The organism is Variovorax sp. efr-133-TYG-130 (genome assembly GCF_030208835.1).
Taxonomy (GTDB): Bacteria; Pseudomonadota; Gammaproteobacteria; order Burkholderiales; family Burkholderiaceae_C; genus Variovorax.
Map to the genome: position 1 here is coordinate 28,648 of NZ_JARVTD010000031.1, position 22,491 is coordinate 51,138.

Below are 22,491 nucleotides of genomic sequence, written 5' to 3' on the forward strand. Positions count from 1 at the left end.
CCTTTGAAGTGAGCGGTGGCGTCAGTGCGTGCCGAGGTACGCGGACTTCACCTTGGGGTTGTCGAGCAGCTCGCGGCCGGAGCCTTCGAGCGTGATGCAGCCGGTTTCCAGCACATAGGCGCGGTCGGCCACGCCCAGCGCCTGCTTGGCCATCTGTTCCACCAGCAGGATGGTCAGGCCTGAGCTGCGCAGCTGGCGGATGGCGTCGAAGATGTCCTTGATGATGAGCGGCGCGAGCCCCAGCGAGGGCTCGTCGAGCAGCAGCAGGCGCGGCTCGCTCATGAGCGCGCGGGCAATGGCCAGCATCTGCTGCTCGCCGCCCGACAGCGTGCCCGAAGGCTGGTGCTGGCGCTCCTTCAGCCGCGGGAAGCGCGCGAACTCGCGTTCGATGGCGCTCTCCACGAAGGCCTTGTCGTTGCGGCGCGAGTAGGCGCCGAGCATCAGGTTCTCGCGCACCGTCTGGTCGGGGAACACGCCCCGGCCTTCGGGCGACAGCGCCACGCCCAGGCCCACGCGCTTGTGCGAAGGCACGTGGGTGCAGTCGTTGCCGTCGATCAGCACGCGGCCCTCGGCCACGGGCTCCAGCCCGACGATGCTCTTGAGCAGCGTGCTCTTGCCGGCGCCGTTGGCGCCGATGATGGTGACGACCTCGCCCGCGCGCACTTCCAGGCTCACGCCCTTGACGGCCTCGATGGCGCCGTACGAGACCTTCACCGATTCGATTTTCAGCATGATGGTTTCGGTCTTTCTGCTCAGGCGGGCATGGCCGTGGCCAGCGCCTCTTCTTCTTCGTCGTCCACGCCCAGGTAGGCCTCGACCACGCGCGGGTTGGCCTGCACCTCGGCGGGCTTGCCCTCGGCGATCTTGATGCCGTAGTCGAGCACGATCACGTGGTCGGAGATCGACATCACCAGGTCCATGTGGTGCTCCACCATCAGGATCGACACGCCGCATTTGCCGATGCGCAGCAGCAGCTCACCGAGCTCGGCCGTCTCCTGCGGGTTCAGGCCGGCGGCGGGCTCGTCGAGCAGCAGCAGTTGCGGCTCGGTGGCCAGCGCGCGCGCCAGCTCCACGCGGCGCTGCAGGCCGTAGGGCAGGCTGCCGGCGGGCCAGTGCGCCAGGTGGCCGAGGCCGACCAGGTCGAGCAGCTGCAGCGCGCGTTCACGCGTCTCGCGCTCCTGCCTGCCGGCGGTGGGCCACGCCACCAGCGACGACAGGAAGCCGTTGCTCATTCGGCTGTGGCGGCCCAGCATGACGTTGTCGAGCACCGACAGGTCCGCGAACAGGCGCAGGTTCTGGAAGGTGCGGCCCATGCCCAGGCAGCAGATGGTGTGCGCCGGCTGGCCCACGATGTTCTGGCCCAGGAAGCGGATCACGCCCGCATCGGGTTCGATCACGCCGGTGAGCATGTTGATCATGGTGCTCTTGCCCGCGCCGTTGGGCCCGATCAGCGCATGGATGTGGCCGCGCTGCAGGCGGAACGACACGTCCTGCGCCGGCTTCACGCCGCCATAGGACTTGGTCACGCCCTGCACCACCAGCAGTTCGCCTTCGCCGCCCGGGCCGATCTGGCCGGGCACGCCGTTGCCGCCCGCGCCTTCGCCGCGATGGCGCGACTTCATGAACCACTTGTTGAACAGGCCCACCACGCCGCCGGGCATCACGTACAGCGCGAACAGCAGCAGGAAGCCGTACAGGAAGTGCTGCGCCGAGGGCCAGCGCGCCAGCAGCGCGTCGGTCAGCGTGAGCAGCACCGCGCCCACCAGCGGGCCGTACATCGAGCCCGCGCCGCCGAACAGCACCAGCAGCAGGATGAAGATCGACAGGTGGAAGGTGATGAAGTCGGAGTTGATGTACTGGTTCTGCTGCGCCACCAGCGCGCCCGCGATGCCGCAGGTGACGGCCGCGACCACGAAGGCCATGACCTTGGCGCGGTACACGCGCACGCCCACCGAAGACGAGGCGATCTCGTCCGCCTGCAGCGACAGCAGCGCGCGGCCGAAGCGCCCGCCCAGCAGGTTGCGCAGCAGCAGGTGCAGCGCCGCGCACAGCACGATGCCGAGGATGACCCACTGCGTGGTGTCCAGCGGCGCGCCCTTCCAGGTGAGCGGACGGATGCCGTAGATGCCCTGCGCGCCGCCGAACACGTCGGTCCATTCGCCCACGAGCTTTTCCACCACGATGCCGAAGGCCAGCGTGACCATGGCCAGGTACGGCCCCTTCACGCGCAGCGAAGGCAGCGCGATGAGCACGCCGCACAGGCCGGAGATGACGGCGGCCAGCGCAAGCGCGAGCCACGGGTCCATGTCGGTGCGCGAAGTCAGCAGCGCCACGCCGTAGGCGCCGGCCGCGAACAGCCCGGCCTGGCCGAGCGATTTCTGTCCCGCGTAGCCCACCAGCACGTTCATGCCGGCGGCGCACAGGTAGTAGACGCACATCATGAAGGCGATGCGCAGGTAGTAGTCGTTGCCGGACATCGACACGATGCCGATCAGCACGGCCGCGAACGCGACCACGCCGGCGGGGTGGGCGAGGCGCTTCATACCTTCTCCACCGTCGAGCGGCCGAACAGGCCCGTGGGCCGGAAGGCCAGCACCAGGATGACGAGCGCGAACACCGCCACCTCACGCCACTGCGCCTGCCACAGGTTGACCATCGACTCGAGCACGCCGAGCAAAAAGCCGCCGATCACGCAGCCGCGCGGATTGCTCAGCCCGCCGATCATCGCGCCCGAGAAGCCCTTGAGCCCCACGGTCAGCCCCATGAAGAGCGATGCCTGCGCGATGGGCGCGAGCAGGAAGCCCGAGAGCCCCGCCAGCGCCGAGCTGACGACGAAGGCGCCGATCATCATCGCGTTGGTGTTGATGCCCATCAGGCTGGCCACGTTGCCGTTCTGCGCCACCGCGCGCATGGCCTTGCCGACCATGGTGCGGTTCATGACGCGGTCGAAGCCGAACATCACGACCACCGCCACGCCCAGCGTCAGCAGCTCCTGCGGGCGTACCCCCACGCCGAACATGCGGATCACGGTGTCGCCCACCGGCGCGGGCACCACCACGGGCTTGGGGCCCCAGATGGCCAGGCCCACGCTCTGCAGGATCACGCCGAAGCCCAGCGTGCTCATCACCCACGCCATGCCTGGGCGGCCCGCGAACGGACGCACGCCCAGCACGTAGAGCAGCCAGCCCAGCAGCCCCATCACGCCGAGCGCGGCCACCAGCGCGAAGAGCTGCGCGCCCGCGCCGGGAATGGCGTCGCCGAAGGTGGTGGAGTCGAAAGGCTTGCCCAGCACCAGGAACAGAGCGCTCATGCCGATGAACGCGCCGGCCGAGACGAACTCGCCGTGCGAGAAGTTCAGCGTCTTGGTCGTCGTGAACGTGATGCTGAATCCGAGCGCCACCAGCGCATAGGCACCGCCGACGGCGAGCCCGCTGATGAGCGCCTGCAGGAGCGCTACAACCATGGTCTGTGTCTCTTCTTGCTTCTTGCTTTGCTTACTGCTTGAAGTCGGCCGGCTTCAGGCCGTCGATCAGCGCGTCGCTGTAGGGCAGCAGCTTGCCGTCCTTCCAGCGGATCCACACCAGGTCCTTGGCGGTCAGGGCTTCGTGGTTGGTCTTGCTGAAGGGCTTGTCGTAGGTCTTGAGGACGCCCTGCACCGGCGTCTTCAGGTCTTCGAGCGCGGCACGCACGGCGGCGCCGTCGGTGCTGTTGGCCTGCTTCATGGCCTGGGCCAGCAGCTGCATCGAGTCATAGCCGTGCAGCGCGAAGGAGAACGAGCCCGGCGCCTTCAGCTTGCTGCCGATGCGGTCGAACAGCTTCTGCTGCGCGGGCGTGCGGGTCTCGCTCACGGTGCGCATGAAGATCGGCTTCTCGGCCAGCGCCTTGCCGGCCGCGTCGTAGAAGGTGATGTTGTCGGCGGCCCAGGAGGTGAGCGTCAGCGGGAAGTAGTTGATCTTCTCCATGCTGCGCACCAGCTGCGCGATGGGCGTGCCCTGCGCCCACACCACCACGGTGTCGACGTTGGCGGCCTTCATCTTGCTCAGCTGCGAGGTCATGTCGGTGTCGCCGACGCCGAAGCGCTCGGTGGCCGCGATCTTGATGTCCTGCAGCTTGGCGATTTCTTCCATGTCCTTCAGGCCGCCCTGGCCGTAGCCGGTGGTCTCGGCCATGAGGCCCACCACCTTGGAGCCGGCGGCGTTCTTCTTCACGTAGGCCATGAGCGCGGCCACCTGTTCGCGGTCGACCATCGAGACGCGGAACATGTAGTTGTCGGCGCCGGGGCTCATGGGCTTGGTGATGTCGGTGCCCGAACCCACGTTGCCCAGCACCGGAATCTTCTTCTGGTTGGCGATGTGCTTCCACGCCATCGCGTTGCCCGAGTTGGTGGGGCCGAACACGGCGACCACCTTCTCGTTGTCGATCAGGTCGCTCATGTTCTGGATCGACTTGGGCGGAGCCGACACGTCGTCGCGCGTGACCAGCGCCAGCTTCTTGCCCAGCACGCCGCCGGCGGCGTTGATGTCGGCAATGGCCGCTTCCATGCCCAGCACCGCGGCCTGGCCGCTCTGCGCCGAGGGCGATGCCGACAGGTCGCCGTTGTAGCCCAGCTTGATGTCTTGCGCCAACGCACCGGCGGTGAAGGCGGCGAACGCAGCCGCGGCGAGCAGGGTCTTGTACAGACGAAGGGTTTTCATTTTTTGTCTCCTGATGGATTGACGGACGGGGAAGCGAAGGGAAAGCGCAGGCGGCTCAGACGGCAAGGAAGCCGCCGTCCACCGGCAGCACGATGCCGGTGACGTAGCGCGACATGTCGCTGGCCAGGAAGATCACCGGGCCGACGAGGTCTTCGGTCTGGCCGACGCGGCCCATGGGGATGCGCGTCATGAACGATTCGAGGCGGCCCGGGTTGTCGCGCGTGGCGGCGGTCATGGGCGTTTCGATGACGCCGGGCGCGAGCGCGTTGACGCGCACGCCGGCCGGCGCCAGCTCTTGCGCGAGCGACTGCGTCAGCATCTTGATGGCGCCCTTGGACGGTGAGTAGCCCAGGCTCGCGCCCTGCCCCGCATAGGCGGCGATGGAGGCGATGTTGATGATCGAGCCCTTCGTCTGCTTGAGCACCGGAATGAAGGCCAGCGTGGTGTTGAAGGTGCCGTGCACGTTCACGTCGATGGTCTTCTTCCAGTTGGCGGCGGCGTTCGGGCTCGCGGTGGTCTCGCGGATGATGATGCCGGCGTTGTTCACCAGCAGGTCGACGTTGCCGATCTCCTTGCCCACGCGCTCGGCGAGCGCATGGCAGGCCTCGGGCACGGTCACGTCGAGCACGAAGGACCAGGCTTCGCCGCCTTCGTTGCGCACCAGCTGCGCGGTCTCGCGCACGGTGGCTTCGTTCATGTCGGTCACGACCACGCGCGCGCCGGCCTGCGCCAGGCCGAGCGCGAGCGCGCGGCCGTTGCCCTGCCCCGCGCCGGTGACGAGGGCGAGGCGGCCTTCGAGCAGGCGCGGCGCGACGTTGGAGGGAAAGGCCATCGGTGTCTCCTTCTATGTATGTACGGAATGCGGATGCTTCGATTGCGGGAGGGCTCAGGCCTTGCGGCTCACGGGCACGGCTTCGCGCTGCTCCACCTTCAGCTGCACCGCCGCGGCGGCCTCGGCCTGCGCGAGCTGCAGGCCCGCCACGTAGCCGAAGGTCAGCGCCGGGCCGAGCGTGATGCCCGCGCCGGGGTAGTTGCCGCCCATCACGCTGGCCGCGTCGTTGCCGACGGCGTAGAGGCCCTTGATCGGCTGGCGGTTGGCGTCGAGCACGCGGGTCTTCTCGTCGGTGACGAGGCCGGCGAAGGTGCCGATGTCGCCGACCACCAGCCTGATGGCGTAGTACGGGCCGTTCTCCAGCGGCGCGACGCACGGGTTGGGCGTGACGTTGGCGTCGCCCTGGTAGCGGTTGTAGGCCTTGCTGCCCTTGCCGAAGGCGGGGTCGTCGCCGGTGCGCGCGCCCTTGTTGAACTCCTGCACGGTGGCTTCGAGCGTGGCCGGCGCAATACCGATTTCCCTGGCCAGTTCGCCGACGGTGGCGCCGCGCTTGAGGTAGCCGCTCTTCAGGTGGCGGCCGATGGGCAGCGGCGCCGGCGCGACGCAGCCCAGGCCGTAGTTGCGCAGCGCCTTGTGGTCGCACAGCAGCCAGGCCGTGACTTCGGGTTCGCCGTCGCTTTCGCAGGCCTTGACCATCGCCTGCACGAAGTCGTGGTACGAGTTGCCTTCGTTGGCGAAGCGCCTGCCCTTGGGCGTGACCGCGATCACGCCGGGCTTTGCGCGGTCGATGAAGTGCGGCATCACGCCCTTGGTGCCGTCGGGGCGGGTGGTGACAGAGGCCGGCACCCACGCGGCGGCATGCGGAATAGTGCCGTCGACGCGGCCGCCCACGGCTTCGGCCAGGCGCAGGCCGTCGCCGGTGTTGGTGGAAGGCGAAGGCGAGTAGTGCTCCTTGCCGGTCGGTGCGTGCGGGAACAGCTGCTTGCGGCGCTCCACGTCGTACGGGAAGCCGCCACAGGCCAGCACCACGCCGCGCTTGGCGACCACGCGCACGCTCTTGCCTTCGTGCTGCACCACGGCGCCGGAGACGCCGTCGTACTCGACCACGAGCTTCTTCACCGGCGAAGAAAGCCACACGGGAATGTCCAGGTCCATCGCGGCCTTGGCGAGGCGGCCGGCCAGCGCGTTGCCGTTGGTCAGCGTCATGCCGCGGCCGTGGCCCAGCACGTCGAGGAAGTGGCGGGTCAGCCGCTTGGTCACGTACCAGAACGAGGTGGGCGACTTGAACGCCCGCATGAAGTGTTTGATCTCGGGGCCCGAGCCCAACATCATTCCGAACACGGTCAGCTCGGGCAGCGGCGGCGCCAGCAGCTTGACGCGCTTGCCGAGCTCGCGGCCGTCGAACGGGCGCGTGACCATCGAGCGGCCGCCCTGCTGGCCGCCGGGCGCTTCGGCGTGGTAGTCGGGGAACACGGGCGGCATGTCGAACTGCACGCAGGTGTTGCGCGTGAAGAAGTCGATGGCCTTGGGGCCCATGTCGAGGAAGGCACCGACGCGCGCCGCATCGAAGTGCGTGGTGGTCTCGTGCTTCATGTAGGTGAGCGCGGCGCCCTCGGGCTCGTGGATGCCCTGCTCCGTGGCCAGGCGCGTGCCCGGAATCCACAGCCAGCCGCCCGAGCGCGCGGTGGTGCCGCCGAAGCGCGGCTCCTTGTCGACCACCAGCACCTTCAACCCCTGCGAAGCCGCCGTGATGGCGGTGGACATGCCCGAGGCGCCGCTGCCGACGACCAGCACGTCGCATTCAAAAGTGTTCTGTTCCATCTCTGCCTGTTTCGCTTGTTTGTGTACGACTTAAGTTGCGGCGGAGTTTAGGCAGCGTTATTGATATGGTCAAGTCGTTTAGTTACTATCAGATGATCAGTCATCATCGATTGGCTGTGACAATATCAGTAGAAACCCTGATGGATATACTCGCCCCCACCCTCATTCCCCACGCCGGGCGCCCCATGGAAAAGCCAAGACGTGGCATTCAGTCAGTCGAAATCGGAACGCAGCTGCTCGTGGCGCTGGGTCGGCACGTCGCGCCGATGGCGCTGCGCGACCTGGGCAAGGCCGCGGGCGTGCCCGTGGGCAAGGCACACCCCTACCTCGTCAGTTTCCTGAAGGTGGGCTTCGTTGTGCAGGACGGCGCGGGCCGCTACGAACTGGGGCCGCTGGCCCTGCAGCTGGGTCTGGCCAAGCTGCAGCGGCTCGACCCGATCAAGGAAGCGTCGCCGCTCATCGAGGCGCTGGCCTCGGAAACCGAACAGAGCATCGCGGTGGCCGTGTGGGGCAATTTCGGACCGACCGTCGTGCGGCTGGAGGAACCCATCCACCCGCTGCACGTGAACCTGCGCACCGGCACCGTCATGTCGCTGGCCTACACGGCCACCGGGCGGCTGTTCGCGGCCTACCTGCCGCCCAAGGTGGTCGAGAAGATGATGCTCGAGGACCTGGCGCGCACCCGCCCGGCCGACGGCCGCGGCTCCACCACCGAGCTGTCGCACTCGCAGATCGAGGCGCTGTTGGTCGAAACCCGCCTGCACGGCATGTCGCGCACGCTGGGCCAGCCGATTCCCGGCATCGACGCTTTCTGTGCGCCGGTGTTCGACTCGACCAACAACCTGGTGCTGGGCATCACGGCCATGGGCCCGGAAGCCACCTTCGACAGCGACTGGAACGGCCGCGTGGCCGTGCCGCTGAAAGCCTGCGCGCTCGAAATCTCGCGCAGGCTCGGCTTCGTGCCGATCGACGAGGCCAGCTGAAGTTAACCTCGCGTTAACTACCAATGGTCAACTTTTAGCGACAATTCTTCGCAATTGGTAGCGTGAGTGTGACTTTTGCAGCCGCGAATCGAACGCGGCCGTTCGAAGTCTTCTTTAATCGGAGTCGTTCATCCATCAACGAATCCGCCAACACACTCATGAGGTTCGGAACCCGCCGCAACCTGGTCGCCCCGCCCGACGACCGCTGCTATCCCATGCACGGCACGGCCGCCTGCGTGATGGCGCTGACGCAGACCGGCGCCTCGGCATCGGAGCTGTTGCACGGCACCGGAATCGACGAAAGCGAGCTGATGTCGCATTCGAGGAAGGTCTCGTATGCGCAGATGCAGACCATTCTTCGCAATGCGGTGGCGCTGTCGCCGGGACCCGAAGCGCCGTTCGAGGCGGGCCGGCGCGTCAGCCTGGCTTCGCTGGGCGTATGGGGCATGGGCATGAGCAGCGCGCGCACCTACCGGGAACTGGCCGACTTCGTGGTCAGGTACCAGTGGGTGCTGGGCCCGATGGTCGCCTTCGAGTTGCATGAGGCCGGCGGCAGCGCCTGGTGGACCTACACCCCGCTGCTGGTCTCGAACCCGCACAGCACCGAATACCAGATGAGCATGGAGTTCGCCCTGTGCATGGGCTACCGGATGTCCGAGATCGCCTTCGGCCCCGGCTTCAAGGCGCTCGCGATATCGCTGCGCTACGACGCGCCCGCCCATGCCTCGCTGTACGAGCATTTCTTCGGCTGCCCAGTGCACTTCGGCCAGCCGCACGACGGCTTCCATTTCGATCCGGCCCTGCTCGAGCACAGGTTGCCGCACGCCAATGCGGTCAGCATGGCGATGGTGCGCGCCGGCTGCGAAGTGCTGCTGAAGAAACTTTCCTTGCGGGGCAGCATCGAGGCGCGCGTGCGCGAGCTGCTTGCGGCACAGCACGCGGAAAAGCCCGCGCCGGACATCGACGACATCGCGGGCGAGCTGAAGATGAATCCGCGCACCTTGCGGCGCAGGCTGCAGGAAGCCGGCACGTCCTTTCGCGGACTTCGCTCGAACGTGCTGAAGGACCAGGCCATTGCCTACCTGCGCGACACCGACCTGACGCAGGAAGAAATCGCGGCGCGGCTCGGCTTCAGCGACGGTTCCAACTTCCGCCAGGCCTTCAGGCGCTGGACCAGCCGGCAGCCCGGCGACTTCAGGCCGAAGCGGGCAGCAGGCGCGCCGCCGGACGACGACCCCGAGCATCTGTAGGCACTCGCCCACGCACTTGTCTAGCTTTCTCCCGCATGTGCCCGCCGCCGCCGCGGCGAACCTTCAGGCTTACTTAGTTGGCTTTGGAGACCTGAACAATGAAAAGCATCATCCTCTGGCTTTGCGGCGTGCCGCTGGTCGTGATCATCGGCCTGAAGATCTTCGGCATCCTCTGACCCTCCAAGGAAACTTCCCACGTTACCGGTTGCTCGAGAGAAAGTTCCTCCTCGCGGCGCATCCGCGCCGTTAAGCGCTCCTTCGGGAGCGCTTTTTTTGGGCCATGCCCGGCGGATCAGTGGGTTTCGCGGCGCAGCTGCTGCACGTCTTCGTGCAGCGACACGGCCCATTCGCGGCGGTCGCGGCCGTGCGACGGCTGCGGCTCGCCGTAGCGCACGATGGCCAGCAGCGGCGGCGCGCGCAGCGTGTTCCACAGCGATGCAAGCAGGTTGTCGTCGCCGATGTAGCGCGGCGCCTGGCTGGTCTCGCCGGTGGCCGCATCGGCAAAGCGCAGCGCGGCCGGCAGCACCGGCGCGCCCGCTGAAATGGCCGCCTGCAGCAGGTTGGCATGGAACGGCAGCAGGCCGCGCCCGTCGCTGGTGGTGCCTTCGGGGAACACGCCGATCAGGTCGCCACCGCGCAGCGCCTCGGTCATGTGGTGCACCACGCGCAGCGCGTCGCGGCGGCGCTCACGCTCGATGTAGAGCGTGCCGGAGCCGGTGGAAAGCGTGCCGATCAGCGGCCAGTGCTTGACGTCGGACTTCGACACGAAGCGCACGTGGCGCGCGGCATGCAGGCAGGTGATGTCGAGCCACGACAGGTGATTGCAGATGAGCAGCACAGGCCCCTCGGCCGGCGGCGTGCCCTGCACCTTGAGCGTGATGCCCATGATCTGCAGCATGCGCCGTGACCACGCCTGCACGCGCGCGTTGCGCTCTTCCTGCGGAAGACTTGGGAACTTGTGGCGAATGGTCCACCAGCCCGCCAGCGCGTGCGCCACTGCGTGCAGCAGGCGCGCGCAGGCCTTCAGGGAATGAAGCATAGGGCGTGCGTCCTCTCAGCTTTCAATGCGTGATCGCGGAACACCGCGGAACCGGCTTTGCCGGGCCGCCGGTGTTGCCCCCTGCAAGGGGGTTGGCGTAGCGACACGAAGTGCGCGAAGACTGGGGGTGAGCTTCATTTCTAGCCGTGGACTACGCGGCCCGCCACCAGCGTGTGGCGCGCGCGGCCCTGCATCGGATAGCCCGAGAACGGCGTGTGCTTGCCCTGGCTCTTGAGCGCGTCGGGCCGCACCTGCCACTCGAGCGCCGGGTCGACGATGCACAGGTCGGCCACGCCGCCCTCCACGATGCGGCCGATGCCGGTGTCCGCGTCTGCCGCGGCCAGCAGGCGGGCGGGCGCCGAGGTCACGACCTCGATGGCGCGCGCAATGCCCGCACCGCTGCGCTCGCTCCACAGCAGCGCGAGCGGCAGCAGCAGCTCGAGCCCGGTGGCGCCCGCTTCGGCTTCGGCGAACGGCAGCGTCTTGGCGTCGGCCTCGACCGGCGTGTGGTCGGACACCAACGCGTCGATGGTGCCGTCGGCCAGCGCGGCCGAGAGCGCATCGCGGTCGCCCTGCTGGCGCAGCGGCGGGTTCAGGCGCGCGCGGCTGTCGAAGTAGCCGATGTCGGTGTCGGCCAGGTGCAGCGAGTTGATGCTCACGTCGCAGGTCAGCGGCAGCCCCTGCGCCTTGGCCTCGCGCACCAGCGCCACGCCGCGCGCGCTGGAAATGCGGCACAGGTGCACCCGGGCGCCGGTGGCCTTCATCAGCTCGACGATGGTGAAGATGGCGATGGTCTCGGCCGACACCGGCACGCCGCCCAGGCCCAGCCGCGTTGCCAGCGGGCCGCTGGCGGCGACGCCCTTGCCCAGGTCGCGGTCCTGCGGGCGCAGCCACACGGTGTAGCCGAAGGTGCTGGCGTACGACAGCGCACGCTGCAGCACCTGCGTGTCGGCCAGCGGCACGTCGGCCTGGCCGAAGCCGATGCAGCCGGCCTCGGTGAGCTCGGCCATCTCGGTCAGCACGCCGCCGGCCAGGTTGCGCGTGAGCGCGCCCAGCGGGAACAGGCGGGCGCCCTGCAGCTTTTCGGCGCGGAACTTGAGCATCTCGACCAGGCCGGGCTCGTCGAGCACGGGGTCGGTGTCGGGCGGGCACACGAGGCTGGTCACGCCGCCGGCGATGGCCGCGGCCATTTCGCTTTCGAGCATGCCTTCGTGTTCGTAGCCGGGCTCGCGCAGGCGTGCGGCCAGGTCGACGAGGCCGGGCGCGACGATGCAGCCCGCGGCGTCGATGGTGCGATCGGCCTTGAAGCCGGCGGGAACGCCGGCGCCGATGCCGGCGATCTTTCCGTCGGCGATGGCGATGTAGGCCTTCTTGTCGGTGCGCGATGCGGGGTCGACGACGCGGCCGTTGGTGATGAGGATGTTCATGCGTCTGTGCTTCCGGTGACAGTCATGGCCTTTTCGGGAAACACCGTGGAGCCGGCTTTGCCGGGCCACTGGTGTTGCCCCCGGCAGGGGGTTGGCGAAGCGACACGAAGTGCGCGAAGACTGGGGGCGAGCAACATGTCTATGCTTCGTTGCCTGCGACGATGCTCATGACGGCCATGCGGACCGCGATGCCGAAAGTGACCTGCGGAAGGATCACGCTCTGCTTGCCGTCGACCACGGCGGAGTCGATCTCCACGCCGCGGTTGATGGGCCCGGGGTGCATCACGATGGCGTCGGGCTTGGCCAGTTGCAGCTTCTCCGGCGTGAGGCCGAAGGTCTTGAAGAACTCCTGCGACGACGGCAGCAGCGCGCCGCTCATGCGCTCGTTCTGCAGGCGCAGCATGATGACCACGTCGCAGTCCCTGATGCCTTCCTCGAGCGTGTGGAACACGCGCACGCCCATGCCGGCCATGTCGGCGGGCACCAGCGTCTTGGGGCCGACCACGCGCACCTCGGCGCAGCCGAGCGTGGTGAGCGCGTGGATGTCGGAGCGCGCCACGCGCGAATGCAGCACGTCGCCGACGATCGCGACCGTGAGGTTCGAGAAGTCTTTCTTGTAGTGGCGGATCGTGTACATGTCGAGCAGCCCCTGCGTCGGGTGCGCGTGGCGGCCGTCGCCGGCGTTCACCACGTGCACGTGCGGCGCGACATGCTGCGCGATCAGGTACGGCGCGCCCGACTCGCTGTGGCGCACCACGAACAGGTCGGCCGCCATCGCGCTCAGGTTGGCGATGGTGTCGAGCAGCGACTCGCCCTTGGTGGCCGAGGAGCGCGCGATGTCGAGGTTGATGACGTCGGCCGACAGGCGCTTGGCCGCGATCTCGAAGGTGGTGCGGGTGCGCGTGCTGTTCTCGAAGAACAGGTTGAACACGCTCTTGCCGCGCAGCAGCGGCACCTTCTTCACCTCGCGGTCGCTCACGCTGGTGAAGTTGGCGGCGGTGTCGAGGATGTGCGTGACGATGTCCTTGGGCAGGCCCTCGATCGACAGCAGGTGGATCAGCTCGCCGTGCTTGTTGAGCTGGGGGTTTCGCTTGTAGAGCATTACTTGCTTTCCTCCACCTTGAGGCTGAATGCGCCGCTGTCGGCTCGCGCCAGTGCCAGCAGCTGGGTGGCCGGCAGCGTGAGCGTGGTGGCGGCAAAGTCCGCGGCCACCGGCAGCTCGCGCCCGCCGCGGTCGACCAGCACCGCGAGCCGCACGCAGGCCGGGCGGCCGAAGTCGAACAGCTCGTTGAGCACCGCGCGGATGGTGCGGCCGGTGTAGAGCACGTCGTCGAGCAGCAGCACGTCGGTGCCGTTCACGTCGAAGGGCAGCGCCGTCTGCGCGCTGGCCGACAGGCCGCGCCGGGCGAAGTCGTCGCGGTGCATGGCCGACGAGATGACGCCCGGCGCACCGGGCAGGCCCAGGTCTTTCTGCAGCCGCTCGACCAGCCAGGCGCCGCCGGAAGTGATGCCGACCAGCCTGGTTTCAGGGCGCATCAGCGTCTTTACGCCGGCAAGCAGCGTCTTGTAAAGCGCTTCGGCATCGGGAATTGAACTCACGTGAGACTCCTCAGGAATTGCTCCAGGATGATGCAGGCGGAGGCGGCATCGGCATCGCGGGCGCCTGAAGACAGGGCCTCCGTGGTGCTGTAGCGCTCGTCGACCTCGAACACCTGGAGATTGAAACGGCCCCGCAGCTGCCGCGCGAACTTCTGCGCGCGGCGCGTGTTCTCGTGCGGGGCGCCGTCGGGGTGATAGGGAACGCCGACCACCAGCGCGTCGGGCTGCCATTCCTTGATGCGCGACTCGACCTGCGCGAAGCGGGCGTCGGCACCCTCGGCCTTGATGGTCGCCTGCGGGGTGGCGGTGCCCAGCAGCCGGTTGCCGCTGGCCACGCCGGTGCGCTTCAGGCCGTAGTCGAAGGCCAGGAAGGTCTGGAAATGGGCGGAAACGGCGGCAGGGGTGGCAGGGACGGAAGAAGCGGGAGCGCCGGGAGCGGGAGCGTCTGGCATGACGGCGTTCAGGCGTGTCCGGCCAGCGGGGAGAGCTTCCAGGCCTCCAGGCCCAGCAGCAGCAGCGCCTTGTCGTAGCGCTGGTCGACCGGGGTGTCGAAGATCACGGCCGGGTCGGCGCCGACGGTGAGCCAGCTGTTTTCGGCCAGTTCCGACTCGAGCTGGCCCTCGCCCCAGGCCGAATAGCCCAGCGAGACCAGCACCTTGCGCGGGCCGGCGCCGGTGGCCAGGGCCTCCAGCACGTCCTTGGAGGTGGTCATCTCCAGGCCGCCGGGGATGGTCATGGTCGAGGCGTAGACCGATTCCTCGGGCTTCTCGGCCTGGGTGAAGACGGGCTCGTGCAGCACGAAGCCGCGCTCGGTCTGGACCGGGCCGCCCTGGAAGACGGGGGCCTCGCCCAGCTCGGGGCGGGCCAGGTGCAGTTCGATCTTCTCGAAAAGCACCTTGAGGTTGATGTCGCTGGGTTTGTTGATCACCAGCCCGAGCGCGCCGCGCTCGCTGTGTTCGCAGAGGTACACGACGCTGCGGTTGAAAGTTTTGTCTTCCATCCCGGGCATCGCTATCAAAAAGTGATGCGTGAGGTTCATCGGGGCAGAATCGGCAGCCATATGCCTCCGATTTTACTGGCCGTCGACAAGACCTATCCCAAAGGGCTCATGTGGTTCCGCCGCGACCTTCGCGTGGACGACAACGCCGCCCTCTACCGCGCGCTGCGAGCCTGCCGTCAGGTCGTCTGCGTTTTCGTATTCGACAAGGCGATCCTGGATCCGTTGCCCGCCGTCGACCGGCGGGTGGAATTCATCCGCGAATCCCTGGTGGAACTGGAAGCCGAGCTGCGCGCGCTGGGCGGGGGGCTCATCGTGCGGCACGGGCTGGCCGCGCATGAGATCCCGGCACTGGCCCGCGACCTCGACGTGCAGGCCGTGTTCGCCAACCGCGACGACGAGCCCGACGCGCTGGAACGCGACGCCAAGGTGTTCGGCGCGCTGGCCAACGCCGGCGTCACCTTCCACACCTACAAGGACTCGACCGTCTTCGACCGCGACGAGGTCATGACCAAGACCGGCCAGCCGTACACGGTGTTCACGCCCTACAAGCGGGCCTGGCTGGCCAAGGTCGACTCGTTCTTCCTCAAGTCGTACCCGGTGCGCGGCCATGCCGACGCGCTGGCGCCGCCACCCGAGGCCTACCGCGAGCCGGTGCCCACGCTGCGCGAGATCGGCTTCGAGAAAAGCAACCTGTCGACGCTGGAAATGCCGACCGGCACCAAGGGCGCCGGCGAACTGTTCGAAGATTTCTTCGAGCGCATCGACCGCTACGACGAAGCCCGCAACTTCCCGGCGGTGCGCGGCCCCAGCTACATGGGCGTGCACCTGCGCTTCGGCACGGTGTCGATCCGGCAGATGGCGAGCCTGGCGCACCAGCTCTCGCTGCAGGGCAATGCCGGGGCGGCGACCTGGCTCAGCGAGCTGATCTGGCGCGACTTCTACTTCCAGATCCTGGCGCACTTCCCGCACGTGCACACGGGCGGCGAGTCGAAGAGCTTCCGCCCCGAGTACGACAAGATCCAGTGGCACCACGGCAAGCATGCCGACCAGCTGTTCGACGCCTGGTGCCAGGGCCGCACCGGCTACCCGCTGGTGGACGCGGCCATGCTGCAGATCAACCAGAGCGGCTACATGCACAACCGCCTGCGCATGGTGGTGGCGAGCTTCCTGTGCAAGGACCTGGGGCTGGACTGGCGGCGCGGCGAGGCCTACTTCGCGCTGCACCTGAACGACTTCGAGCTGGCGTCCAACAACGGCGGCTGGCAGTGGGCCAGCTCGAGCGGCTGCGACGCGCAGCCCTACTTCCGCATCTTCAACCCGGTGACGCAGAGCGAGCGCTTCGACCCCGAAGGCAAGTTCATCCGCCGCTACCTGCCGCAGCTGGCGGGGCTGTCGAACGCGGCGATCCACGCGCCCTGGATGGCGTCGCCGGTGGAGCTGGAGGCGGCAGGCATCAAGCTCGGCGAGACTTATCCCAAGCCGGTGGTCGACCACGCCGAGGCGCGCGAGAAGACGCTGCAGCGCTACGGCGTGGCGCGGGCCAAGGCGCTGCAGAAATGAAAAAGGGGCCGCGAGGCCCCTTTCCGTTTCCGGGCAGGCGCGAACCTCAGGCGGCAGCCGCCACAAGCGCCGGCTCGCTCGTGTACGCACGCACCAGGCGCAGCAGTTCTTCTTCCGAATACGGCTTGCCCAGGTAGTGGTTCACGCCCAGCGTGCGCGCATAGTCGCGGTGCTTCTCGGCGATGCGCGAGGTGATCATGATGATCGGCAGCTCGGCCAGGCCGGCGTCGGCGCGGATGTTGCGGGCCAGGTCGAAGCCGTCCATGCGCGGCATCTCGATGTCCGACAGCACCACCGCCGGGCGCTCCTGCTGCAGCCGTTCGAGCGCCTGCAGGCCGTCGGCCGCGAGCGACACCCGGTAGCCTTCGCGCTGCAGCAGGCGCTGCGTGACGCGGCGCACGGTGATGGAGTCGTCCACCACCAGCACCAGCGGAATCTGCGGCGCCACCGGGGCCAGCAGCGCCGGCTCCTGCGGCACGCCCTGCTGCGCCTCGGCCGACGCCGTGCGGGCCGGTGCCGCCGCCAGCGCGGCAGCCTGGCGCTCGCGGGCCTGCTCGCCGTGCACCGCCGCCAGCGCCACAGGGTTGTAGATCAGCGCCACCGCGCCCGAGGCCAGCACCGAGATGCCGGCCAGGCCGGGCAGCCGCGCCAGCTGCGGGCCGAGGTTCTTCACCACGACTTCCTGGTTGCCCAGCACTTCGTCCACGTGCAGCGCCACGCGCTGCGCCGCGCTTCGCACGACCACGAGCGTGTTGTTCTTGGCCGCCGCGTGTTCGCTTCGGGCGGAGGCCTGCAGCAGCGCGCCGGCCCAGTAGAACGGCACCTGCTCGCTGCCGAAGGGATGGCTGTTGTGCAGGTAGGCCGCTTCCAGGTCGGTGCCGCTCACGCGCTGCACCAGTTCCACCAGGTTCGACGGCACGCCGATCGACACATCGCCCGCGCGTAGCATCACCACGTGCGTCACGGCGGTGGTCAGCGGCAGCACCAGCTTGAAGGTGGTGCCCTGGCCCGGCGTGCTGTGCGTTTCGATGCGGCCGCCGAGCGCGGCGATCTGCGCGCGCACCACGTCCATGCCGATGCCGCGGCCGGCGAGCTCGGAGACCTGCCCCGCCGTCGAGAAGCCGGGCTTGAAGATCAGCTCGGTGGCTTCCTCGGCGGACAGCTCCTGGTCGGCGCCGATCAGGCCCAGCACGCGGGCGCGCTCGGCGATGCGCTTGTTGTCCAGGCCGGCGCCGTCGTCGCGGAAGCTCACCGAGACGTCGTTGCCCTCATGGTGCAGGTCGATGACGATCAGCCCGCTGGCGTCCTTGCCGGCCTTCTCGCGCGCAGCCGCGTCCTCGATGCCGTGGGCCACGCAGTTGCGCAGCAGGTGCTCGAAGGCGGGCGTCATGCGGTCCAGCACGCCGCGGTCCATTTCGATGGAGCCGCCGACGATGTCCAGGCGCACCTGCTTGCCGGTGTCCTTGGAGGCCTGGCGCACCACGCGGTAGAGGCGGTCGGAAATGCCTTCGAACTCCACCATGCGCGTGCGCAGCAGGCCGCGCTGCAGTTCGCGCGTCTGGCGCGCCTGCACGCTGAGGTCGTCTTCCGTCGCCTGCACCGTCTTCTGCAGGGTGCGCTGCACGGTGGCCACGTCGTTCACCGACTCGGCCATCATGCGCGTGAGCTCCTGCACGCGGGTGAAGCGGTCGAACTCCAGCGGGTCGAAGCTCTGCTGCGAATCCTTGGCCTGCGCCAGGCGCGACTGCATCTGGCTTTCGGCCTGCACTTCGATGTCGCGCAGCTGCTGGCGCAGGCGGTCCAGGTTGCCCGTGAGGTCGGCGAGCGAGCCGCGCAGCTGGCCCAGTTCGGCCTCCAGGCGCGAGCGCGTGATGATGACCTCGCCGGTCTGCGCGACCAGGCGGTCGAGCAGCTGGGTGCGGATGCGCACGGCCTGGCTCGACACGGCGCGCAGCGGTGCGAGCAGCGTGGGCGCCGGGCGCGGCTGCAGGGCGGACGCCGCCGTGGCCGGCGCGATGTCTTCGGCCGTGTCGTCCTCGTCGCCCAGCACGGGCGCCGCGTTCTCGTCGTTGGCCGGCACGCCGGCTTCGGGCGCGACCTGCACCAGTTGGGCGGCCGGCGCGGAAGCGCTGGCGCTCGCCACCAACTGGGCCAGCTCGACCTGCGTGGCGTCGTCGGCCGCGCGCAGCGCGTCGAATGTGGCCTGCAGCGCGTCGAGGCGGCCGAGCAGCTTCTCGACGTCGGCGCGCTCGGCGCCCTGCGAGCCCAGGAGTTCGATCTCGGACTCCATGCGGTGCGCGCGTTCGCCCAGGCGCATGGCGCCGGCGAGGCGGGCGCTGCCCTTGAGCGTGTGCAGCGTGCGCAGCACCGCGGCGCGGGGCGCGCTGTCGTCCGGGTGGTGCGCCCACTGGCGCAGCGATTCGCCCAGCTGGGGCAGCAGTTCGGCGGCCTCTTCCTCGAAGATCGGGAACAGGTCGACGTCGACCGCGTCGGCCAGGTCGATGGCGTCCTCGGAGTCGTCGAGCGCCACGTCGGCGATGCTGTCGGTGGACACCACCTGCTGCAGCGGCCGGGCTTCGGCGCGCATGGCGACTTCGGTCGGCATCGGCGAATTGGCGATGTCGCGCAGCGCCTGCAGCGTGCCTTCGGACGGGTCGCGCAGGAAGCCGACCGCGAACTGGTGCAGCAGGCGGCGCAGCTCGTCGGCCGCGGCCACCAGCACCATGCCCTGCTCGCGCGTGCCGCTGCCCTGCATCTGCAGGTGCTGCAGCGCGGATTCGAACAGGCGGGCCATGCCCGACAGGCTGTGGAAGCCGACGGTGGCCGAGCTGCCGGCCAGCGAGTGGGCCAGCGCGACGGTCGAATCGGGCAGGCGCTCGTGCGATTCGAGCGCCCATTCGCCGACATCGGTCGCCAGCTGGCGGGACCATTCGTCGGCTTCGTTGAGGTAGACGTTGTAGAGCGCGATGCCGATGCGCAGCGGACCGATCACCTTGACCTGGTCTTCGGCGCTCGAGGAGACGGCGATTTCCTCGACGGCCTGGTGCGGCTGTGGCACCTCGTGGGCAGCCTGGGCCTCGACCGGCTCCGGCAGCTCGTCGGCAACGAGGATCTGCGGCTCGACGGGCGCGGCAGGCGCCTCGACGATGGGCGCGAGCACTTCGGCGATGACCGGCTCGGGTTCGGGTGCCGGCTCCGCTTCGGGCTCGGGCTCGGGCTGGATGGCGACGAGCTCCGGCTCAGCCGCAGCGGCAGGCTCGTGTTCGGGCTCGGCCGCCAACTGCGGCTGCGGCGCTTCTTGTTCTTCGTGCGGCTGCTCCACCGCTTCGATGACTTCGGGCTCCCGAGCCTGAACGGGCACGGGCTCCAGTTCGGGCTCCCAGGCGAGGTCGGGCAGACTGGGCGCCGCAGGCGATTCGGGCTCGACGCCGGCCACGGGTTCGGCCTGCAGCTCGGGCTCGGCGGGCGGCGGCACCACCGGTTCGGGCTCGCTGCGCGGCTGCGTCTTGGCTGGCGCGAGGAAGTCGAACTCGTCGCCGCTGGGCAGGCTCAGCAGCGGCGCGGGTTCGGTGTTCTGCCGGGTTTCGAAATCGAGGAAGTCGGTCGATGCGAAATCGTCGTCGGCCTCGGGAGGCGGCGCGGGCTCGGCCCAATCGAGGGGCTCGAGCGCGGGTTCCTGTGCGGGTTCCCGTGCGGGTTCGGGGGCCGCATGGGCCGCGGGCGACACCGGCTCCGGCGTCAGCGACAGGTCGGGCAGGTCCGGAAGCGCCGGCATCGGCAGCGGCGCCACGGCCGGCGCCGCCACGGGCGCCTCGGCGGCGATGTGGCGCGCCGCGACCGCCAGGGCCTCGGCATCGGCCACGCGCACCGGCGGCGGCACGGGTTCGCCGGCCAGCAGAGCGTTGGCCACGCGGCTGAACGGCGCGGCCTGCCACGAATGCGGCTGGCCGGCCGCGATGGCCTCGACCCATTCGCTGAATTCGCGCAGGGTTCTTTCGGTGCCGGACAGCAGCTCGGGCGTGGCCGCGCGCTGGTCTGCCAGCCAGGTGTTGAGCACCTGTTCCAGCGACCAGGCGGCGTCGCCGAATTCGGTGAGGCCGACCATGCGCGAGCTGCCCTTCAGCGTGTGGAAGGCGCGGCGCAGGATGGTGAGCTCTTCGGTGTCGTCCGGATAGCTGGCGAGTTCGGCAATGGCCTCCAGGCCGTTCTGCACCACCTCGCGGGCCTCGTCCAGGAAGATGTTCTGCAGGTCGTCTTCTTCGAGCTCGGTGACTTCGGTGTCGGGCAACGCCGACGGGCCGGCGATCTTGTTCGTCCAGCTGTCGGCCTTGTTGCTGAATTCCTCGATCGGCGAGACCTTGGCCTTGCGGTTGGGCGTGGCCAGCGCGGCCAGCTTCGAGGCGATCTGGGCGTCGACTTCCTCGATGCTCAGCACGGCTTCGGCGGCCGGGGCCTGGCCGGCAGCAGCGCTGTCGGCGGCCGGGCTGTCGGTGGCCTGGCGGCCCATCAGCGGCTTGAGCTCGCCCGCCTCGGCGTCGAACACGAACAGGCGCTTGGCCAGCGCGGGCTGGTAGCCCAGCATGTCGATCAGGAAGCCGAGCGCGCCGAGGTTGTTGCCCAGCGCGTCGAAGCCGGCCATTTCCTCGGCCGGCGAGGCGCTGACGAGCATCGCCTCGACGTCGTCGCGCATGCGCTGCACGGTGTGCGCTGCCTGGTCGAGGCCGAGCACCGAGAACACGCCGCGCATCTGCATGAGCTGCGTCGGCACGGTGCGCAGCAGGCCTTTTTCGGCCGGCCGGCGGAAGTACTGGTCGAGCGACTTCTCGAGCTCGCTCAGGTGGCTGCGCAGCTCGTCGACCACGGTGCCCATGGTCTGGCGGTCGCTCACGCGGCGGTAGAGGTCTTCCATCCACGGCTCGAGCGGCTCGGAATGGCCGCCGCCCTGCACGCGCTCGATGCGGCCGGCCAGCTGCAGCGTGCGGGCCGTGAGCTGGGGGTCGCTCGGGTCGAGGTCTTCGAGCGCGGCTTCCAGGTAGAGCACCGAGGTGGCGACTTCCATCGCCAGTTCGGTGTCCGGCGGCCGGCCGGCGCGCAGCGAGGCCTCGACCGCGTGGGTCAGCGCATGCACCATCGGCAGGCTCGGAGGATGCAGCTTCTGCAGCGATTCGCCGAGCTGCGCGAAGGTGTCCGCCACCTGGCGCGTGCGCGATACGTCGCCGCCCGAAAGCGCCGACCACATTTCCTTGGCGGTCTCGATGCGCTTGCGGGCCTGCGAGAGCACCAGCGGATCGAAGCGGCCGAACTGCTCGACGGTGTAGTCGACGCGCGGTTCGTTGGCGATGCCCCAGGCGCTGCGCACGGTGCGCAGCGTGGGCGCTTCATCGCGCGCGGTGGGTACGGCCTGGGCGCAGAAGAACAGCAGGTCCTGCCCGAGGCGGTCGGACACCACGCTGTCGCCGCGCGCGAGCGTGGCGTATTGCAGCAGCACGCGCGAAGCGGCGCGCTTGACGTAAGCGTCGGCCGGGATCAGGCCCAGTGCCAGCGCCTCGAAGAAACCCGCGGCCAGCGTCCAGAAGCTGGCGACGCGCGGCAGCAGCGCGCCACGGCCGAGCCCCAGGCACAGCGCATGCAGCCGGCGCGCGGCCTGCGTGTCGCCGGACTTGACCAGCTGCAGCACTTCGCGGTCGAGCCGCGACCGCACGGACGGGTCATAGGCGACCGCGGCCTGCGTGAGCGCGGGCTTGATCTCGACCCAGCGCCATGCCGTGCCCCAGAGGTCGGCGGGATGCACGCGCTCGTTGCCCACCAGCTCCAGCACGTCGCGGTACTGCGGAAACAGCGCCACCGACGACACCGGCTTGCCGGCCAGCAGGGCGTTGAGGAAATCGGTGACGGCAAAGCCGGCACGCTCGATCTTGTGAACCGCGGCTTCGGTGCAGCGCCGCGGGTCGGCAATGAAGCCCTGCACCGCGAACTCGATGGCGCCGAGCACCAGCGCGGGCGACGCATGCCCCACCATCTGCAGCGCGCCGACGGCCTGGTGCAGTTGCTGGCGGGCCATCTGCAGCGGGCCGCTCTCGGGTTCCTCGGGCGAGCCCAGGTCGCGCACGAAGCGCCGCAACGACTTGCCGACACCGTCGAGGGATTTCTGGATTTCTCCCAGCACCCAGGCCAGCGGCCCGAGGTCTTCGGTGGCCGGCACGTTGCCGGCGAGGGGGGCCGTGGCAGGGGTTTGAATCGACACGTTGGGTGCTCGCCGTTCTTTAGCTGTCAGTTTTCCGAAGGG

16 protein-coding genes are annotated in these 22,491 nt (G+C 68.9%); 3 read left to right on the forward strand and 13 right to left on the reverse strand.

Annotated elements, in window-relative coordinates; all coding sequences use genetic code 11:
• Window positions 1–21: 21 nt before the first annotated feature.
• The 6 genes from QRN67_RS25615 to QRN67_RS25640 are packed head-to-tail and all read right to left on the reverse strand — an operon-like array spanning window position 22 to window position 7,347.
• On the reverse strand, window positions 22–732 hold the full coding sequence (locus QRN67_RS25615) for an ABC transporter ATP-binding protein (protein ID WP_106936811.1): 711 nt from the start codon (window positions 730–732) through the stop codon (window positions 22–24).
• A 20-nt stretch (window positions 733–752) separates the two neighbouring features.
• A complete protein-coding gene (locus QRN67_RS25620) occupies window positions 753–2,543 on the reverse strand; it encodes a branched-chain amino acid ABC transporter ATP-binding protein/permease (RefSeq protein ID WP_081268847.1) in 1,791 nt (596 codons plus the stop codon).
• The gene (locus QRN67_RS25625; protein ID WP_081268848.1) at window positions 2,540–3,463 is read right to left on the reverse strand and encodes a branched-chain amino acid ABC transporter permease; all 924 of its coding nucleotides are present in this window, start codon (window positions 3,461–3,463) and stop codon (window positions 2,540–2,542) included. Before QRN67_RS25625 ends, QRN67_RS25620 begins: the two co-directional genes overlap by 4 nt.
• A 31-nt stretch (window positions 3,464–3,494) precedes the next feature.
• On the reverse strand, window positions 3,495–4,694 hold the full coding sequence (locus tag QRN67_RS25630) for an ABC transporter substrate-binding protein (protein ID WP_285414116.1): 1,200 nt from the start codon (window positions 4,692–4,694) through the stop codon (window positions 3,495–3,497).
• A gap of 55 nt (window positions 4,695–4,749) precedes the next feature.
• On the reverse strand, window positions 4,750–5,526 hold the full coding sequence (locus tag QRN67_RS25635) for an SDR family NAD(P)-dependent oxidoreductase (RefSeq protein WP_285414118.1): 777 nt from the start codon (window positions 5,524–5,526) through the stop codon (window positions 4,750–4,752).
• Window positions 5,527–5,580: 54 nt separating this feature from the next.
• Window positions 5,581–7,347 carry an FAD-dependent oxidoreductase gene (locus QRN67_RS25640; RefSeq protein WP_106936807.1) on the reverse strand — a complete coding sequence of 589 codons (1,767 nt, stop codon included), beginning with the start codon at window positions 7,345–7,347 and terminating at the stop codon, window positions 5,581–5,583.
• 185 nt (window positions 7,348–7,532) lie between these two features.
• Here QRN67_RS25640 and QRN67_RS25645 point away from each other — a divergent pair, with 185 nt between their 5' ends.
• Window positions 7,533–8,330 carry an IclR family transcriptional regulator gene (locus tag QRN67_RS25645; RefSeq protein WP_081268852.1) on the forward strand — a complete coding sequence of 266 codons (798 nt, stop codon included), beginning with the start codon at window positions 7,533–7,535 and terminating at the stop codon, window positions 8,328–8,330.
• Between the two features lie 158 nt (window positions 8,331–8,488).
• A complete protein-coding gene (locus QRN67_RS25650; protein ID WP_285414121.1) occupies window positions 8,489–9,580 on the forward strand; it encodes an AraC family transcriptional regulator in 1,092 nt (363 codons plus the stop codon).
• Between the two features lie 292 nt (window positions 9,581–9,872).
• Here QRN67_RS25650 and QRN67_RS25655 read toward each other — a convergent pair whose 3' ends face one another.
• From QRN67_RS25655 to QRN67_RS25680, 6 genes are all read right to left on the reverse strand, one after another.
• Window positions 9,873–10,619 carry a lysophospholipid acyltransferase family protein gene (locus QRN67_RS25655; protein WP_081268854.1) on the reverse strand — a complete coding sequence of 249 codons (747 nt, stop codon included), beginning with the start codon at window positions 10,617–10,619 and terminating at the stop codon, window positions 9,873–9,875.
• Between the two features lie 140 nt (window positions 10,620–10,759).
• Window positions 10,760–12,046: a dihydroorotase gene (locus QRN67_RS25660; RefSeq protein WP_285414122.1), complete on the reverse strand. Its 1,287-nt coding sequence runs from the start codon at window positions 12,044–12,046 to the stop codon at window positions 10,760–10,762.
• A gap of 139 nt (window positions 12,047–12,185) precedes the next feature.
• Window positions 12,186–13,148 (reverse strand): aspartate carbamoyltransferase catalytic subunit, encoded by a 963-nt coding sequence (locus QRN67_RS25665; RefSeq protein WP_081268856.1) that lies wholly within the window; start codon window positions 13,146–13,148, stop codon window positions 12,186–12,188.
• Window positions 13,148–13,645, reverse strand: a complete 498-nt coding sequence (gene pyrR / locus QRN67_RS25670) for a bifunctional pyr operon transcriptional regulator/uracil phosphoribosyltransferase PyrR (protein ID WP_081268857.1) — start codon at window positions 13,643–13,645, stop codon at window positions 13,148–13,150. Before pyrR ends, QRN67_RS25665 begins: the two co-directional genes overlap by 1 nt.
• Window positions 13,642–14,097 carry a Holliday junction resolvase RuvX gene (gene ruvX, locus QRN67_RS25675; RefSeq protein WP_285414130.1) on the reverse strand — a complete coding sequence of 152 codons (456 nt, stop codon included), beginning with the start codon at window positions 14,095–14,097 and terminating at the stop codon, window positions 13,642–13,644. Before ruvX ends, pyrR begins: the two co-directional genes overlap by 4 nt.
• Window positions 14,098–14,105: 8 nt before the next feature.
• A complete protein-coding gene (locus QRN67_RS25680; RefSeq protein WP_081268859.1) occupies window positions 14,106–14,705 on the reverse strand; it encodes a YqgE/AlgH family protein in 600 nt (199 codons plus the stop codon).
• Here QRN67_RS25680 and QRN67_RS25685 point away from each other — a divergent pair, their 5' ends adjacent.
• On the forward strand, window positions 14,706–16,205 hold the full coding sequence (locus QRN67_RS25685; protein ID WP_285414131.1) for a cryptochrome/photolyase family protein: 1,500 nt from the start codon (window positions 14,706–14,708) through the stop codon (window positions 16,203–16,205). It begins immediately after the preceding gene.
• Window positions 16,206–16,251: 46 nt separating this feature from the next.
• On the opposite strand, the gene QRN67_RS25690 is transcribed toward QRN67_RS25685, so the two are convergent.
• The gene (locus tag QRN67_RS25690) at window positions 16,252–22,449 is read right to left on the reverse strand and encodes a hybrid sensor histidine kinase/response regulator (RefSeq protein WP_285414132.1); all 6,198 of its coding nucleotides are present in this window, start codon (window positions 22,447–22,449) and stop codon (window positions 16,252–16,254) included.
• Window positions 22,450–22,491 lie beyond the last annotated feature (42 nt).